Consider the following 14,862-nt stretch of genomic DNA (forward strand, 5'->3'; position numbering starts at 1 on the left):
CATAGGGTTGCCATCACTTGAAGCGAAACAGGCATGACCGACCTGCTTCAAGGAGTACCGGTCATTCCCAACTCCCAACCGGTTGATCCATCCGAACCGATGCCGGCGACTGGTGGGAGCAGGTTCCAGCGACATAAGCGTGACAGCGTGTTAACCGCTAACCCCTGTCTGCCACGGCCAGTGCCTGGCTGTCGCAGCCGGATTTCCAGGCCCGGTTATACGCCTCCGCCATGCGCCCCAGGCTGTAGTGGGAGGCGATACGCTGCCGACAGTCCAGCCGCCGACGATGCCAGATGTGCGGCGTATGTCTCGCCTCTTCCAACGCCTGCGCCATAGCGTCGGCAAGGGCTGCACTACAGCGTGGAGGTACCACCCAGCCCACCTCTCCGATGATCAGCCGGGCATCGCCGACATCGGTTGCGACACAGGGCGTTCCACAGGCCATGGCTTCGGCTACGACATTGGGAAAGCCTTCTCCGAAGCTGCTTGAGAGCACATGCAGGTCCAGGGCATTCAGGATATCCGGGATGTCATTGCGCTGGCCGAGCAGGAAAAGGTGCTTCTCCAGCCCGAGCTCCCCGACCCAGGCCATGAGTTTGGCATTGCTCTCCTTCAACCCATCTCCGACCAGAACCCCCGCCACATTGCCCCTGGCACGGGTTACGCCGGCGAGCCCGCAAAGGAAGTTGTAATGATCCTTCTGGGGATTGAAGCGACCGATCATGCCGATCAGGCTGACCTCGGAAGGAATCCCAAGCGACTGCCGCCAGGCCTGCCCACGAGCGGGGCTCAGGGGGAAGAGCTCCATGTCGTAGCCGTTGGGAATCACTCGTAGCTTGTCAGGGCAGTACCCCAGCTGGCGATGGGTCTCGGCGGCATTCTGGGCACAACAGATAATCGAGGTCGGCACCAGCGATGACAGCCAAGCACAGAGCCTGGCCACCAGGATGGTGCTTCGCGAGTTCTTACCTGGCTCCAGGGTCGAGTGGCGTATGCCCCAGAAGATCCGCTTGACGCCGGCCAGGCGCGCCAGGACGCCGCCGACCAGATCGGCGTGATACATCCAGGTCTGAACGACGTCATGGCGTTCGCGCCGCAGCAGGCGCCAGAGACGGTACAGCCCGCTGACACTTAGCCTGCCCGGCCGCATATGCAGGCACACCAGCCGGGCCCCGGTCTGGCGGATGCGCTCGCCGTAGAGCCCCTCGTCCATCATGCTGATGACGGTGTGCGAGTTGGCGCGGTCCTGCAGGCAGAGACGGTACAGGGTGGCTTCGGCTCCCCCCTCCCCCAGGCCGGAAATGATATGGACAACCTTCATGCGGAGGCCTCGCTCGCCATTGGGGTGGAAACCGGTGTCTTGTCCTGTGGTAGCTGCAGCGCCTCGCTGAGATACCGCCGGGCTATCCTGTCCGGCGCGTACTGCCGGCTTCGAGCAATCCGCGCCACTGGCGTGGAGGCCGGCTGCACCAGAGCGAGCTCCATTGCCGCGGCCAGGGCGTCGGGGTCGTCCTGGGGCACGAGGTGGCCATAGCGCCCCGACGCCAGGATGTCGCATGACGCCCCGGGGCAGGATGTCGCGACGACGGGCGCCCCCACGGAGAGCGCCTCCATGATGGCGTTGGGAAACCCCTCCCAACGCGACGATGAGACAAACAGACGGGTCTGGCTCACTATGCTGCCCGGATGCTTAATGAACCCGGGAAGATGCACGCGATGCGCGATGCCAAGCCGCCGCGCCTGCTCGGTCAGCCGTTCGCGCAGCGGCCCTTCGCCCAGCACGACCAGGTCCAGTTCCCGGTCGGACAGTCGCGAGAATGCGGCGATGAGAGTGTCGAAGCCCTTCTGCTCCACCAGGCGCCCCACCGAGCAGATGTAGGGACGCCCCTGGGTCAGGCGACATACCGGGGCCTGCATCGCGGAAGGTTCCCTGATCCCGACGGGGTTGCCAATGTGGATACGGTTTGGGCAGGGCTCAATGCCGGCAGCCTGCAGCGTCGACAGGACGTCGTCAGCAATCACCACCATGGCGTCCGCGCCCGGATACAACTGCTTCATGAGCAGCCGCGCGAGGGCCTGTTTCAGGGGGCCGATTCCCTCCTCGGGAGCCTGCCGGAGGATGTTCGCCTCCCGGATGACGGCGCGCAGTTCGACCCGGGCGAGCTTTCTTGCCAGCAGGGCGACAATATTGGCTTCCCACATGGTGGAGAGGAGCACCTGAGGCCGTTCGGCATGTAGGTAGGCGACCAGCGGCAGCAGCGACGTCATGACCCTGGACCGCCCCAGGTCCACGACCCTCACGGCCGGATCGACGTCATCCGCCAGGATGCCGCCACTACGTGCCATCACCAGGTGTACCGGCCGACTGACCTGGCGCGAGAATTCGTTAGCCAGGGTGACGAAGACGCGCTCAGCACCTCCCCCGTTCAGGGAGGGAAGGAACAGGGCGATGGGACGTGAAGACGATTCAAGTGCCATGCAGATGACTCCCAGACATTGGTTCATGGCGCGATCGCGCTGCCCTGTGCGGCTCGGGTAGCATGATGGTCCTGCTAGGAAGCAGGAACGGCAAGAGCACCAACGCAAACAGGCCCATGCCCCAGAAGCGCATCTGCAGGGTAAAGTTATACTCGAGGCCAGTGCGGTGAATGAAGAATAGGAAAGCCACGGCGGAGACCGCGATGATGGGACGCAGCAGGAAACCGGCGTTGCGATAAAGTGAATTGATCGCCCAGGGCGACAGGGCATAGAGCAGGGCATAGAAGCTCATCAGCGGCCAGCCACCGATTACATAGCCTTCTGCCCAGATATTGCGGGCCACACCAAAATCGACATGGGGATAAAGCACCTGGTCAAAGAAAAAGCCGATGTTGTTCCTGGTGTCGAACCCGAAGACCTGCGCCATGGGAACGAGACCATACAGCAGGTTCTCGAAATAGGGTCCCGAATAGCTCAGGTCTGTGCGAATGGAATCCGTCAGGATCGCCTGTGTCGTGAAGGGCTCGATTCGCATCACGATCATCCTGTACCAGTCGAGACTACTCAGACGCTCGGCCACGAGCTCGTAATTTCCCGACTTGAACGCATAATAGATTTCCTTGTAGACAATCAGGACAAACAGCAGGGCAAGGCCAGAAAGAATCACCTTATGGTTGTGCAATGCGCGAACGGGCCTTTCAGTGAAATAGCGGATGATCACGCCTGCCCCCACGGCAAAGACCATCGCCTCCCGGTTTCCCGCCAGCACATCAACGGCCAGAAACATGAGAAACATGCAGGCGAGCCGGTAGCGTCGCATCATGACGGCACAGGCAAACGCGATGGGGACCAAGGTGGCAAAGATGGCATGCTCGCGGCCATAGCTCGGCTTCCCCGGGGCCACGATTTCCGACCAGCCCAGCACCACGAAGCCAACGAAGGCAATAGTGGCCAGTGCATAGAGCGTTACCTCACCACCCAGCATGGTACTGTGTCGTTCAACTAGGACGTTGCTATCCCGGATGCCGCCGACGCTCGCAGGCTTCAGGTCGTGCAAGAGGGTCACCAGCAGGATGAGCGCGATCACCAGGAAATAGGCAAGATATGCCAAGGGCTCTATTGGTCTGACCATGCCGATGAAACCTGGAACGGTGACAAAGCCAAAGAATGCAGGAGTAAAGTAGAGCACCGAGGAAAAGAAGGCGATCGTGAAGAAATCGAAGGGCCGCTTCTTGACCATGAAATAAGCACCTGCCAAGCAGCAGATCAGAATGAACAAGATGACCATAAGCCCTCCAATCCCTTTAGCTATTGATCGCGACCTAAGTGACTCAAGTTCCGATCGCCCTGTTGGCCAGGTGGCGAGAAGCGCGCGCCCTCATCCTTCGAATGAAATGCACCAGCCAAGGGCACATGATCACCAGACTGGCAAAGGCTCGCTCACTGACGCTAAGGTAGTGTGAAAATCTAGTGTAAAACTCGTGCTTATCATGGAGCGTGGCCCCCGCCTCCTTGACCCCCTTGAGAATGAGATGACGGCTCGAAGCCTTGAAGTTTTTAGTAAATCGGTAGTCGGTCAAGGCATCGAGCCGTTCATGTGAACAGATGCGCTGCCGCAGTCGCTGCAGCTTGATACCCGGGTTCCTTGCCTGGCTGTCGGACCAGGAGCCAGGCACCTTGTAGCGATAGACCGACATGGCGTCGGGCAGATAACAACCGCCCCCCCGAATGGCCGCCATGATCTGGAAGTAGACATCGCCCACGACCTTATCTTCCTGACCGGCCATGAACTCGAGGTAGGCGTCGGTGATGCTGCTACGCACCATCACCGACGCCGTGGCGATGGAACCATGACGCCTTTCGATTATCTCCCCTGCCGGTACCAGCCGGGGAGACATCCCATAGTCGGCGACTCGCTCCTTGCCGGTGCTTCCCACCTCGATCTTGTAGGAGGAATGAAAGCAAAGATCACACTCGGGATGCTTCTCGAGCATGGCGACCTGCTTGGCCAACTTGTAACGGTCGACCCAATAGTCGTCCCCCTCGCAGCTGGCGATGTACTTCCCGCGATAGAGCCTGCTGGTGAAGGTGTCAGGCCTGATGCCCTGGGAGAGCTGGTTCTCCTGCTGACAGATGGCCTTGACGATACCGGGATAGGCCTTCTCATAGCGGCGGACAATCTCGGGCGTGGCATCGCTTGAAGCATCATCATGCACGATAATCTCGAAGGGAAAGCCCGTCTCCTGGTCGAGAATGCTGTCAAGGGTCTGGGCGAGATTACCCTCGTTGTGGTACACGATGCACTCCACGCTGACCAGGGGTTCGGTCAACTCGGGGGACCAGTGTCGCTTGATTTCATCGAGGCTTCTCACGGCTGCATACTCCCTGGCCAGAGGTTCTCCGTCATCGGTGTTGGCGTCGGCCAGGCCCGCTGCCTCACAGGGGTTCTCAGTGCCGCCAGGAACTCATTGGCCACCTGTTGAGCAGGCACACCGAGGTAAAGCGGCAGACAGAGCACCCTCTCGGCCAACGAATCGGCATTGGGCGTCTCGGACCCGTGCACGTGGGCGGTCGCCTCGCGGAGGCAGGACACCCTGCTGAGCGCCGGGTGAAAATAGCGCCTGGCGCCAACTCCCTGTTCAGTCAGATGTTCCAGCACTGCCAGCAGCTTCGCTTCGCTCTCGAGCACGACGGGGAAGTAGCCAAAGTTATTGCTGCACTCGGGATGACGGTACTGAAGGGTTACGGCATCCTTGAGCCGTTCATGATAGACAGCCCATGCCTCCGCCCTCCCCTGGAGGTTCCGCTCCAATTCATCTAGCACCGCCAGCCCCATGGCGGCCTGGACTTCGTTCATCTTGGCATTGATGCCCAGATCGCTGAGCTTCCCCTGCTCATCAATCCCGAAGTTGATCATCCGGCGAGCCCTCCGGGCCAGCTCCGCATCACGGAAGACGATTGCCCCACCCTCCACGCTGTGGAATACCTTGGTAGCGTGAAAGCTCAACGTTGTTGCATCCCCATGGGCGAGCAGGCTCTTGCCGGCATAACGCACACCGAAGGCATGGGCACCGTCGTAGACCACCTTCAGGCCGTATTGCGAGGCGATATCGTCGATCTCGTCGACAGCGCATGCGTTGCCAAAAACATGGACGGGGACAATGGCTCGGGTGCTGTCGCTGATCGTGGTCGCGATGGCCGCCGGGTCCAGGCACCAACCGCCGCGTTGAATATCGGCGAAGCGTGGCTGGACACCCTCCCACTTTAGCGAGCTTGCCGTGGCGATGAAGCTAAAGGGTGTCGTCACGGCATCCGCTTGACCTTCCAGTCGACCGCTGATGCCTAGCACGCGATAGGCGATCTGAAGCGCCAGGGTGCCATTGGCCACCAGAACCAGGTTGCGCACTCCGAGATAGGCCTCAAGACGCGTGGCAAGCTCCTCCACGAGCGGCCCTCCGTTGGTCAGCCTTTGCCGGGAGTAGATGCCTTCCAGGTAGGCCTCGACCTTACGGATATTGGGAAAATATGGTCGAGTAACAGGGATCATGGCGTCATCACGCTCATCAGGTACTTGCCATAGCAGTTCTTGGCCAAAGACTCGGCACGTTCCATCACCGCCTCACGCTCCAGCCATCCATTTCGCCAGGCAATCTCCTCAAGACAGGCAATCTTGTAACCCTGACGCCTCTCAATGATCTCGACGAACTGTGCGGCTTCCAGAAGGCTCTCATGCGTGCCGGTATCCAGCCAGGCATAACCGCGGCCGAGCAGTTCGACATGCAGATCACCTCGCTCCAGATAGACCTGATTGATGCTGGTAATTTCCAGCTCTCCCCGTGACGATGGCTTTACAGACTTGGCGATTTCTATGACGTCGTTATCATAGAAATAGAGCCCGGTTACCGCATAGTCAGACTTCGGTATGGCGGGCTTTTCCTCGATGGATATCGCACGGCGATTGTCATCGAATTCGACCACACCGAATCGCTCGGGGTCCTTGACCTGGTAGCCAAATACCGTAGCACCCTGGCGACGCCTGGCGGCCTGCTTGAGCTTGGGGCTAAAGGCGTGCCCGTAGAAGATGTTATCCCCTAGAACGAGGCAGACGTTGTCATCTTCCACGAAACTTTCGCCGATGATAAAGGCCTGGGCCAGCCCATCTGGACTAGGTTGCACGCTGTATTTGAGCCGTATTCCGAACTGACTACCATCGCCTAGAAGTCGTCGAAATGCGAGGTTGTCATCGGGGGTAGTGATGACTAAAACATCCCGAATTCCGGCGAGCATGAGCACCGAAAGAGGGTAATAGATCATCGGCTTGTCGTATACAGGAAGCAGCTGCTTCGATACGCCAAGTGTACTGGGATAGAGCCTTGTACCACTCCCACCCGCAAGTATAATGCCTTTCATCACTACCCCCGCCTGCATAAGTCAGGACAAGAAAATGGAATGAGGCTCTATCCGAAAACTGGCTTCTCTCGTCGACTTTCCAGATAAAGCCTGATTGTTATCTATAGGCGTACTGATAATAGCCGTACCCATAGCTGGCGGCTGCCTTTCGCTCCATTGCATTGAGGATGGCGCCTTTCACCGTCACGCCTCCACTTTCCAGACGGCGTCTGGCGATCTGCATTTCACGCAGAGGGTTGACCTGGAAGCGCGCCACCAGCAAGGCCGTGCCGCACTGGGCGCCAACCACGGTGGCATCCGTGACCGCCAGCACCGGCGGGGTGTCGAGGATCACCAGGTCATAACGCTCGCCGACGCTCTCCAGGAAGCGGCTGAAGGCAGCCGTCATCAAGAGTTCAGAGGGGTTGGGCGGGGCGGTGCCACGAGCGACATAGTCCAGTCCCTCGATGCCACTGCTGCGGATGACTTCATCCAGGCTCAGTTGGTCGCCTAGGAACTCGGAAAGTCCCCCTGCACTGTGATCCGCGAAGGCATGATGAAGGTGTCCCTTGCGCATATCGGCATCCACCACCAGCACCCGCTGCCCGGCCTGGGCGCAGATAGCCGCGAGATTGATAGATACGAAGCTCTTGCCGATACCGGGGCTGGGCCCAGTTATCATCAGGCGATTGTTGCGGGCCTCTAGCATCGCGAAGTGCAGGCTGGTGCGCAGGCCGCGCAGGGCTTCGCTGGAGGTGTCGGCCGGGGCTTGCTCGGCGAGGATACCGCTGACGACATCGCTGCCCTCGCGGTCGCGACGATGCTTGATCCGCTTGACCAGCTTCTTCTGCTCCTCGGAGAGGGGAATGGCTGCATAGACCGGCAGTCCGGCGTCCTCAAGCTGCTCGGGGGCCTCCACCCCACGGTTAAGCAATCCACGGATCAGCACGATGCCCACCGCCAGGATGCCCCCTAGCAGCGTGGCCATCACCACGATGAGCCGCTTCCTGGGCTCGATGGGGAACTCTCCCACCAGCGCGCTATCGATGATGCGAACGTTACCCACGGTGCCGGCGCGGGCAACTTCAAGCTCCTGCATCTTGTTGAGCACGTTGACATAGATGGCCTGCGTCACTTCCACATCGCGGGTGCGACGCACCACCTCCTGCTGGGCCGCCGGAAGCTCATTGACCTTGGCATTGAGCCTGTCCCGCTCCTCCTGCAGCTGGCGCTTCTGACGCAGCAGCGACTGATAGGAAGGATGGCTGGCGGTATAACGCTGGGCCAGTGCCGCTTCCTCGAATTCCAGCTCGCTGAGCCGGCTTTCGAGGTCAATGAACTGCTGGACCGCTGCCTGCGCTTCGGAGGTCAGGTCGACGCTGTCACGCTCGACGCGATACTGGTTGAGTCGCTCCTCGGCGGCGGCCAGTTGGGTACGAAGCTCCGGCGCCTGCTCCTCCAGGAAGAGGAGGCTCTGCTCTGCCTCGGCAGACTGACGCTGAACGTTCTGGGTCAGGAAAGTCTCGGCCACGGCATCGAGCGAGCGCCGGATCTCGGCGGGGTCGGTACCGGTCAGGCTCAGGCGCAGGATGCCAGTGCTGGCCGTGCGCCCGCTACTGACCTCGCTGACCATCAGGCGGCTACCGAGCTGGCGGATTGCGGAAGGTACCTTGTGCTTGATCAGGCTGAACTCTGCGCCAGGAGCTGCGTTCAGCTCGGCAATGCGCAGCTGTATGTCGTCTCCCTCGAAGCCGCTCAACTCTCCCACAATGCCTTCACCCAACAGCCGTGGAGCGTCGTCCATTAGGGTCAGGGAGTAGTAGCCACCCTGGAGGACTCTCACTACCAGCGGGATGCCGCGGTAATGGTCTGCCACTTCAAACCGACCAAGCCGGAGCGACTCCCCCCCCCATACCGCCGAGCGGGCACTCAGGAAGTCCGGCAGACTGAACCAGTTCCTCAACCACTCGGGCACCGACACCCCCCCCTTCAAGGCTTCAGGTACGGACGGGCTGGACTGGATGAACTCCGGCAACTCGATTCGATCCGGCATCCATCCGGCAAGATTCACATCGGTGGTGGCAAAGTGTGGGCGCTGGATATTGTTGCGCTGAACATAGTTGCCAACCAGAGGCAGACGCTTGGGAACCACTGCAGTGTCGATTCCGGTGCGCTCCACGACCTGCCCCAGCACCATGCGCGACTGCAGGATCTGCACCTCCGCCGCCGTACTGCTTTCCGGCGTCGACACAGCCTCACCCATCACGTTGGCCAAGTCGCCCAGGGGGCTCACCGAGGAGCGGCGCTCCACCTGCACCAGTGCATCGCCCTGGTAGATGGGGGTCGCGAGGACGGCGTATCCCGTTCCGGCGATGGCGAACACCAGGGTGATAGTGAATATCAGCCACTTGTGGTCCAGCATCAGGCCAAAGAGCCTGGCGAGATCGAGGGCTTCCACGGACTGTCTGGTCGTTGTTCCCATATTCATGAGTCTTCACCATCGTCGGCCACTAGCCATCAAGTCGGAGGGTTACAGGTCTCTCACGTCGGAGGCGCTATCAGCCACGTTGCCGGGTAACACCAGTGATGGCAGCAGCAGACTGATCACGCGGTTCCAGCGAGCGAGGGGGGCTGTCGTGACATAGACGACGTCCTGAGGCTGCAGGGGAAAACTGCTGCCCATGGTGAAGGCAGTGGCATTGCTGACATCAAGCTGAAAGACCGTTGCCAGCTTGTCGCTATCAGCCTGGTTACCGCGAATGACGAAAATTCCCGACGGCTCAGCGGTATCCTCGTTAATGCCACCTGCCCTTGCGATGGCATCTGTCAGTGAGATTCGCTCATTTCCTAGGGTAAGATTCCCAGGGCTGCGCACCTGTCCCATGACAGCCACCGCTTGATTCTCGGCGCTGGGAACATGCACGACGTCGCCATCGCGCAACAATCGATTCTGTGTCATGTCACCCTGACGAAGCATCGCAAAAAGGGATAACCTCTCTTCCCGGCCATCGCGGTTGAGAATAACTTCATGCCAGTTGGCATCGCTAAGCGCTCCCCCAGCTTGGCTCACCGCGTCCACCAGGGTCATGGGCACGGCCGTTACCGGGAGCGCTCCAGGTGAGCCAACCGAGCCACTGACATAGACTCTCTGGGAGTTGAATGCCGCCACGCGGACATCGACCTGGGGGTTGGTGATATAGGTAGCCAGGCGACGTGCTAGCTCATTCCTGATGGTGGGTATGGTTCGACCTGCCACCTCGACCCGGCCGATATAGGGATAGAAAATGGAGCCATCCTTGCGGACCTCGTGACCCGCCTCGGCAGCACTGCGCTCACCACCTGCGGGAATCGTCAGTTCGGGGTGATCGTAGACGATGATGCTAAGCACATCGCCAACGCCAACCAGGTACTCATAATCTTCTATGCTGGCGCGCAGCTCGACCGGCATGGAGCGTGCCAAGCTGACGTCCTGTCGATAGGAGGCTACCAGTGCCGGGGTGATCGCCTGAATGTCCACCAGATGATCAATCGGCTCCGCCTCTGCCTGATAATCCATGTGAGCGCCAGGAGCGAGGGAGCAGCCCGCCAACAGGGCAGCCCCGAAAACCATGGTCAATGTTGAAACGCGACGTTGAGGAAGCATGACATGTCCACCCTGCATCATCCGACGTGTGTTATTCACCTGAACCCCGCTCACCACTCCCAGCGATCTCATGGCTGCCTGGTGTCGACGTTCCAATCAGGCTACGTATCGATGCTGGACAGGGAGCCGACATCCTTCATGACATCCAATCGGGGGTAGCAGGAGGTTACCGTGCGATCCCTGGAACACATTATTACACTAAATAACAATCCTGCATCACATCCAGCCCCCTATTTTTCCAGCAAAGGCATGATGAATTACCTGATACTCGCGTATTAGCAAAACCCACCTAGCGGCAATCCCAGGACACCCGACAAGATCAACAACACTCACTCAATAGCTTGTTTTTGAAAGATTTTTTATATGATGCCCGCGATGAAATTCATGTCATGCCGGCCGTAGCGCTGGTCGATCGGAAGCGGGAGCAGGTGGTCCACCCTATGCGTCAACGTAGTTGTCACCCAAACGGATTGAGAGGTGATCAACGTGCGTTACCCCGCAGAACGTAAGGAAGCCATCCTCAAGAAGATGGCACCGCCCATGAGCATGACCATCCCGGAACTGGCCGAGCAGGAAGGCATCACCGCGACAACCCTCTACAATTGGCGGAAACAGGCCAGAGCACGAGGACAGGTTTTGCCATCACGTTCTACCCAGCCAGATCAGTGGACTAGCCAGGAGAAGTTCCAGATCGTCCTGGAGACAGCTCCGATGAACGAGGCTGAAGTCAGCGCCTACTGCCGCGAGCGCGGGCTCTATCCCGAGCAGGTGGAGGCCTGGCGGGATGCCTGCATGAACGCCAACGACGATGCGGCAGCGCAGGCCAAGCAGCTTCGCCAGGCGCGTAAGGCGGAGCAGAAGCGGCTCCGTAAGCTGGAGCGCGAGCTACACCGCAAGGACAAGGCCCTGGCCGAGACGGCGGCGCTGTTGGCCCTGTCAAAAAAGGCCGAGGCGATCTGGGGCACGACCAACGACGAGGACGACTGACCAGCCTCCCGGATCGCCAGCGTATCGTGACTCTGGTGCAAGACGCCCAGCGTGACGGTGCTCGGCTGGCCAAGGCCTGTCAGGTGATGGGCATCAATGTGCGAACCTATTACCGCTGGGTCGCGGAAGGCGAAGTGACGGCGGATCGCCGCCCCGACGCCGACCGCCCAGAACCGGCCAACAAGCTGTCGCCCGAGGAACGAGAGGCGATTGTGGTGCTGTGCAACGCCCCGGAGTATCGGAGCCGCCCGCCGGCCTTCATCGTGGCCGACCAGGCGGACAAGGGCCGCTACCTGGCTTCTGAGTCGACGATGTACCGAGTGCTTCATGAATATGACCAGCAACACCACCGGGGCCGACAGCAGGCCCCACAGCGCAAGCGACCGCCGACCACGCACCAGGCCACGGCACCAAACCGGCTTTGGTGCTGGGATATCAGCTGGTTACCGGGCCCTGCACGCGGTACCTGGTGGTACCTGTACCTGATCATGGACGTCTTCAGCCGCAAGATCGTTGGGCACGAGGTCTATGAAGCCGAGACCGGCGAGCTGGCCGCCGAGCTGATCCAGAAGGCCTGCTGGCGCGAGCACCTCACCGATCGTCACAAGCCTTTGATTCTGCACTCAGATAACGGCAGCCCGATGAAGGCGGCGACCTTCCTGGAGAAGCTCTACGACCTGGGCATCACCCCGTCGTACAGCCGACCAAGGGTCAGCAACGACAACGCCTTCGCCGAGTCGGCCTTCAAGACGCTGAAGTACCGGCCGGGCTTCCCCATCGACGGGTTCGCCACCCTGACTGAGGCTCAGGAGTGGGTCCAGCAATTCACCGAGTGGTATAACCACGAGCATCGGCACAGCGCCCTTCGCTACATCACGCCGAGCCAGCGTCATAACGGCGAGGCCAAAGGCATCCTGGCGCAGCGCCGGGAGGTCTTCGAGGCGGCGAAGCAACGTCACCCGGAGCGCTGGTCGGGTGACATCCGGAAACTCAGCCTGCCAGAGATAGTGCACCTGAATCCCGAGCGGGATCCGGTGCCACAGGCAGCAGGGCTTTAAAGAGCCAGAACCATTTTATATGCCAACTATGTTGACAGACTCCGTCCACCAGATAACGTTCTTCAGCACTCACTGCCGGCCTTTCGTAAACTTCTCTCCAAAGCCTGGTTACATAAACCCGCTTTCTCACCAACGACTCACGCACGCCCCGCACCTTCGTCAGCAATGGGTAGGCCATGGGAACACCATCAGGCGATACTGACAGTGGGAGCTCATTGAACCGCCCAAGTCTCGCGTGCAGTATCCTGAAGTTGGAGATCAGACGGTTCCTGCATCGCGAATAATCGACCGCTTGGAGCATCATCTCGCTAGTGTGTGACATACCATCGTCACGATAGGGTGACGAAAACTGGAAAGTAGCGATTGACTGACTTCACGGGAGGGGTACCAGTAGGCACCGTCGGGCACGCCAAAGAACTTTCTCGCCGAGTAAATTGAATCCACCACCTTGTCATGCGCACTGAAGAAGGACTGGGCATTATCCACGATAAGTTTATCCCGATAACGCCGACTCAAGGCCTTGACATATTCACCCTTGACACCAAAATAGTTGACATAAAGAAACCTCTCTCCCGGCCCCAACTCCGGAAGCATCTCGGCTTCCAGGCACTTATTCACGGGGTAGAAAGTGTAGTCAACGCCAAGCTCTGCCAGAGGTGCGACCATGCTGTCACAAACATAGTTCGGCATATAAACATGCTTGTCTTCATACGCCGACAACAGTAGCCTGAAGGCACTTCCGGCAGTATTTAACCTCAAGGCACCTGGATGATAGTGACCACCAACCTTCGGAACCATCAACTCGAAGTATCCACCGACCTCTTTCATCGCCCTGCCTCCTGGCACCCGGTGAGTACGCTCCCCCACCCGTGCCTGCCAGGTGTAGCGGGTGACCTCACTCGACAGAAACCTCACTCTTGCTGTACTCGACCCGGATATGCGAGTGCATATCTTCGAGCATGCCTTGCATCTCGCGCGCACCCCTGAAGCGAAGGATCAGCACGCCAATGGGGCTCTTCATTGGCATCCCCGGCTTAACCCAGAGACGCTCATTGACCACCCGCTTTTTCAGAGCCTCGGATATCCAGATACCTGTAAGGAGCCCTTGCTCTGGCGGATGAATAATATAATTCGACCAGTAGCCAGAGGGCGTCACATTGCCGAGCGTCTGACACCTCATTCCTAGAGCCGCGTCCACCGTATACTTTACCAGGTCTACTCCGGTCGCATGCTTGATTACATCAGGAATACAGTCGCCTCCATTTCGAGGTGCAACTTCAAGAAACCATACCTCACCATCGGCATCGACCAGAAATTCAACGTTCAGCGCCCCATTTCGCATACCAAGATGGCTAATAATTTCCTGGAGTTGAGCTGCTGCACGCTCTCCGCAGCGCGGATCGATGGTCGAAGGGTAGCTGTTGGCGATAGGGTTGGGCGGGGCCACCGAGGGGTCGAAATGAGCATCAGCCCAGAGCCAGAACTTGAGTTTTCCGTCGACAATAAAGGCATCACTGTCGACCTGACAACCTACCTTTTCAATAGACTCCTCTACCACCACCATCTTGGCTCGAGAATAACATTGGGCATTCATGAAAGCTGCATCCAGCCCCGCGAGGCTATCGAGAATCGTGATACCTCGACTACCTGCAGCATCGACCGGCTTGACGTAAATCGGCAGGCGCAAGCGCTTGGACCATACACGAGCTGCTGCAAGCGAATCAAAAGCTGCCGAGCGCGGCACCTTGAAGCCAAGTCGCTGGAGAAGCGTCCTGAACCTGTCTTTCCTGGTAAGGGTGCAGACAGCGTCATAAGGATTCCCCGGCAGGCCAAGCTTTTCAGCCACATAGGCGGCTGTAGGCGCCCCCGAGTCTGCGGCATAGGCCACGATACCGTCGATACTCAGGGAGCGTGCCAATGCCAGGACACCATCCCGATCAGTCGTGGAGATGGGATAAGACTCGTGGGCAATCCTGTGGCCGGGATTGTCGGGCAAATAATCGCACGTTATGACATAGTAGCACTGCTCTAGTGCATAGTAGATGGGTGGGAGTTGTGCAGCCGCAGCACCTAGGAACAAGATCTTTTTCACTTCCCACCTCCCTGGCTGCCATTATTACAAACCTTCAGGCGACTCTACGTAGCTACCCGTTGGCATTAGCAATCCGCAGCTCCTGCTTTAACTCTACTTAACCTCACCAAGCAGAGATCAGGCTGCAATACGAAACGCTCGCTAACAAAGTATTACAATAACGCGAGGATGCATATGCTGTTTTTACCCATCATGCTTTTTCACGATGGCCATAC

The 14,862-nt window shown here is 59.2% G+C and carries 11 protein-coding genes; 1 reads left to right on the top strand and 10 read right to left on the bottom strand.

All coding sequences use genetic code 11. The features are described from left to right. Window positions 1-157 precede the first annotated feature (157 nt). The 8 genes from ACRYRV_RS01360 to ACRYRV_RS01395 form a co-directional block, all read right to left on the bottom strand. Window positions 158-1,321: a glycosyltransferase gene (locus ACRYRV_RS01360; RefSeq protein ID WP_309635832.1), complete on the bottom strand. Its 1,164-nt coding sequence runs from the start codon at window positions 1,319-1,321 to the stop codon at window positions 158-160. Further along, window positions 1,318-2,478 carry a glycosyltransferase gene (locus ACRYRV_RS01365; protein WP_309635831.1) on the bottom strand — a complete coding sequence of 387 codons (1,161 nt, stop codon included), beginning with the start codon at window positions 2,476-2,478 and terminating at the stop codon, window positions 1,318-1,320. Before ACRYRV_RS01365 ends, ACRYRV_RS01360 begins: the two co-directional genes overlap by 4 nt. Then, entirely contained in the window at window positions 2,468-3,718 is a 1,251-nt protein-coding gene (locus tag ACRYRV_RS01370; RefSeq protein ID WP_444984197.1) for a hypothetical protein, read from the bottom strand. The genes ACRYRV_RS01365 and ACRYRV_RS01370 overlap by 11 nt, the downstream gene beginning before the upstream one ends. A gap of 91 nt (window positions 3,719-3,809) precedes the next feature. After that, the gene (locus tag ACRYRV_RS01375) at window positions 3,810-4,850 is read right to left on the bottom strand and encodes a glycosyltransferase family 2 protein (RefSeq protein ID WP_309635829.1); all 1,041 of its coding nucleotides are present in this window, start codon (window positions 4,848-4,850) and stop codon (window positions 3,810-3,812) included. After that, window positions 4,847-6,025, bottom strand: a complete 1,179-nt coding sequence (locus ACRYRV_RS01380; RefSeq protein WP_444984196.1) for a DegT/DnrJ/EryC1/StrS family aminotransferase — start codon at window positions 6,023-6,025, stop codon at window positions 4,847-4,849. Before ACRYRV_RS01380 ends, ACRYRV_RS01375 begins: the two co-directional genes overlap by 4 nt. Next, window positions 6,022-6,888, bottom strand: a complete 867-nt coding sequence (gene rfbA, locus ACRYRV_RS01385) for a glucose-1-phosphate thymidylyltransferase RfbA (protein ID WP_444984195.1) — start codon at window positions 6,886-6,888, stop codon at window positions 6,022-6,024. The genes ACRYRV_RS01380 and rfbA overlap by 4 nt, the downstream gene beginning before the upstream one ends. A gap of 97 nt (window positions 6,889-6,985) precedes the next feature. Continuing rightward, window positions 6,986-9,325 (bottom strand): polysaccharide biosynthesis tyrosine autokinase, encoded by a 2,340-nt coding sequence (locus ACRYRV_RS01390; RefSeq protein ID WP_309635826.1) that lies wholly within the window; start codon window positions 9,323-9,325, stop codon window positions 6,986-6,988. Window positions 9,326-9,397: 72 nt separating this feature from the next. Further along, the gene (locus ACRYRV_RS01395) at window positions 9,398-10,531 is read right to left on the bottom strand and encodes a polysaccharide export protein (protein WP_444989548.1); all 1,134 of its coding nucleotides are present in this window, start codon (window positions 10,529-10,531) and stop codon (window positions 9,398-9,400) included. 507 nt (window positions 10,532-11,038) lie between these two features. On the opposite strand from ACRYRV_RS01395, the gene ACRYRV_RS01400 reads away from it, so the two are divergent. Further along, window positions 11,039-12,555, top strand: a protein-coding gene (locus tag ACRYRV_RS01400; protein ID WP_444986193.1) for an IS3 family transposase whose coding sequence is annotated in 2 segments (ribosomal slippage) — window positions 11,039-11,473 and window positions 11,476-12,555 — 1,515 coding nt in all. Because the reading frame shifts where the segments join, the coding sequence is not laid out codon by codon here. Between the two features lie 300 nt (window positions 12,556-12,855). On the opposite strand, the gene ACRYRV_RS01405 is transcribed toward ACRYRV_RS01400, so the two are convergent. Both ACRYRV_RS01405 and ACRYRV_RS01410 read right to left on the bottom strand, forming a co-directional pair. Then, window positions 12,856-13,383, bottom strand: a complete 528-nt coding sequence (locus ACRYRV_RS01405; protein ID WP_444984193.1) for a hypothetical protein — start codon at window positions 13,381-13,383, stop codon at window positions 12,856-12,858. Window positions 13,384-13,450: 67 nt separating this feature from the next. Continuing rightward, window positions 13,451-14,647, bottom strand: coding sequence for an ATP-grasp domain-containing protein (locus ACRYRV_RS01410; protein WP_444984192.1), 1,197 nt, complete (start codon window positions 14,645-14,647; stop codon window positions 13,451-13,453). Window positions 14,648-14,862 lie beyond the last annotated feature (215 nt).

The sequence above is a fragment of the Halomonas mongoliensis genome (assembly GCF_052496345.1).

Excerpts from the sequence above, each read along its gene's own strand:
- ACRYRV_RS01360 (WP_309635832.1), bottom strand. The coding sequence starts at position 1,321 with ATGAAGGTTGTCCATATCATTTCCGGCCTGGGGGAGGGGGGAGCCGAA.
- ACRYRV_RS01365 (WP_309635831.1), bottom strand. The coding sequence starts at position 2,478 with ATGGCACTTGAATCGTCTTCACGTCCCATCGCCCTGTTCCTTCCCTCC.
- ACRYRV_RS01370 (WP_444984197.1), bottom strand. The coding sequence starts at position 3,718 with ATGGTCAAGAAGCGGCCCTTCGATTTCTTCACGATCGCCTTCTTTTCC.
- ACRYRV_RS01380 (WP_444984196.1), bottom strand. The coding sequence starts at position 6,025 with ATGATCCCTGTTACTCGACCATATTTTCCCAATATCCGTAAGGTCGAG.
- rfbA (WP_444984195.1), bottom strand. The coding sequence starts at position 6,888 with ATGAAAGGCATTATACTTGCGGGTGGGAGTGGTACAAGGCTCTATCCC.
- ACRYRV_RS01395 (WP_444989548.1), bottom strand. The coding sequence starts at position 10,531 with ATGATGCAGGGTGGACATGTCATGCTTCCTCAACGTCGCGTTTCAACA.
- ACRYRV_RS01405 (WP_444984193.1), bottom strand. The coding sequence starts at position 13,383 with ATGAAAGAGGTCGGTGGATACTTCGAGTTGATGGTTCCGAAGGTTGGT.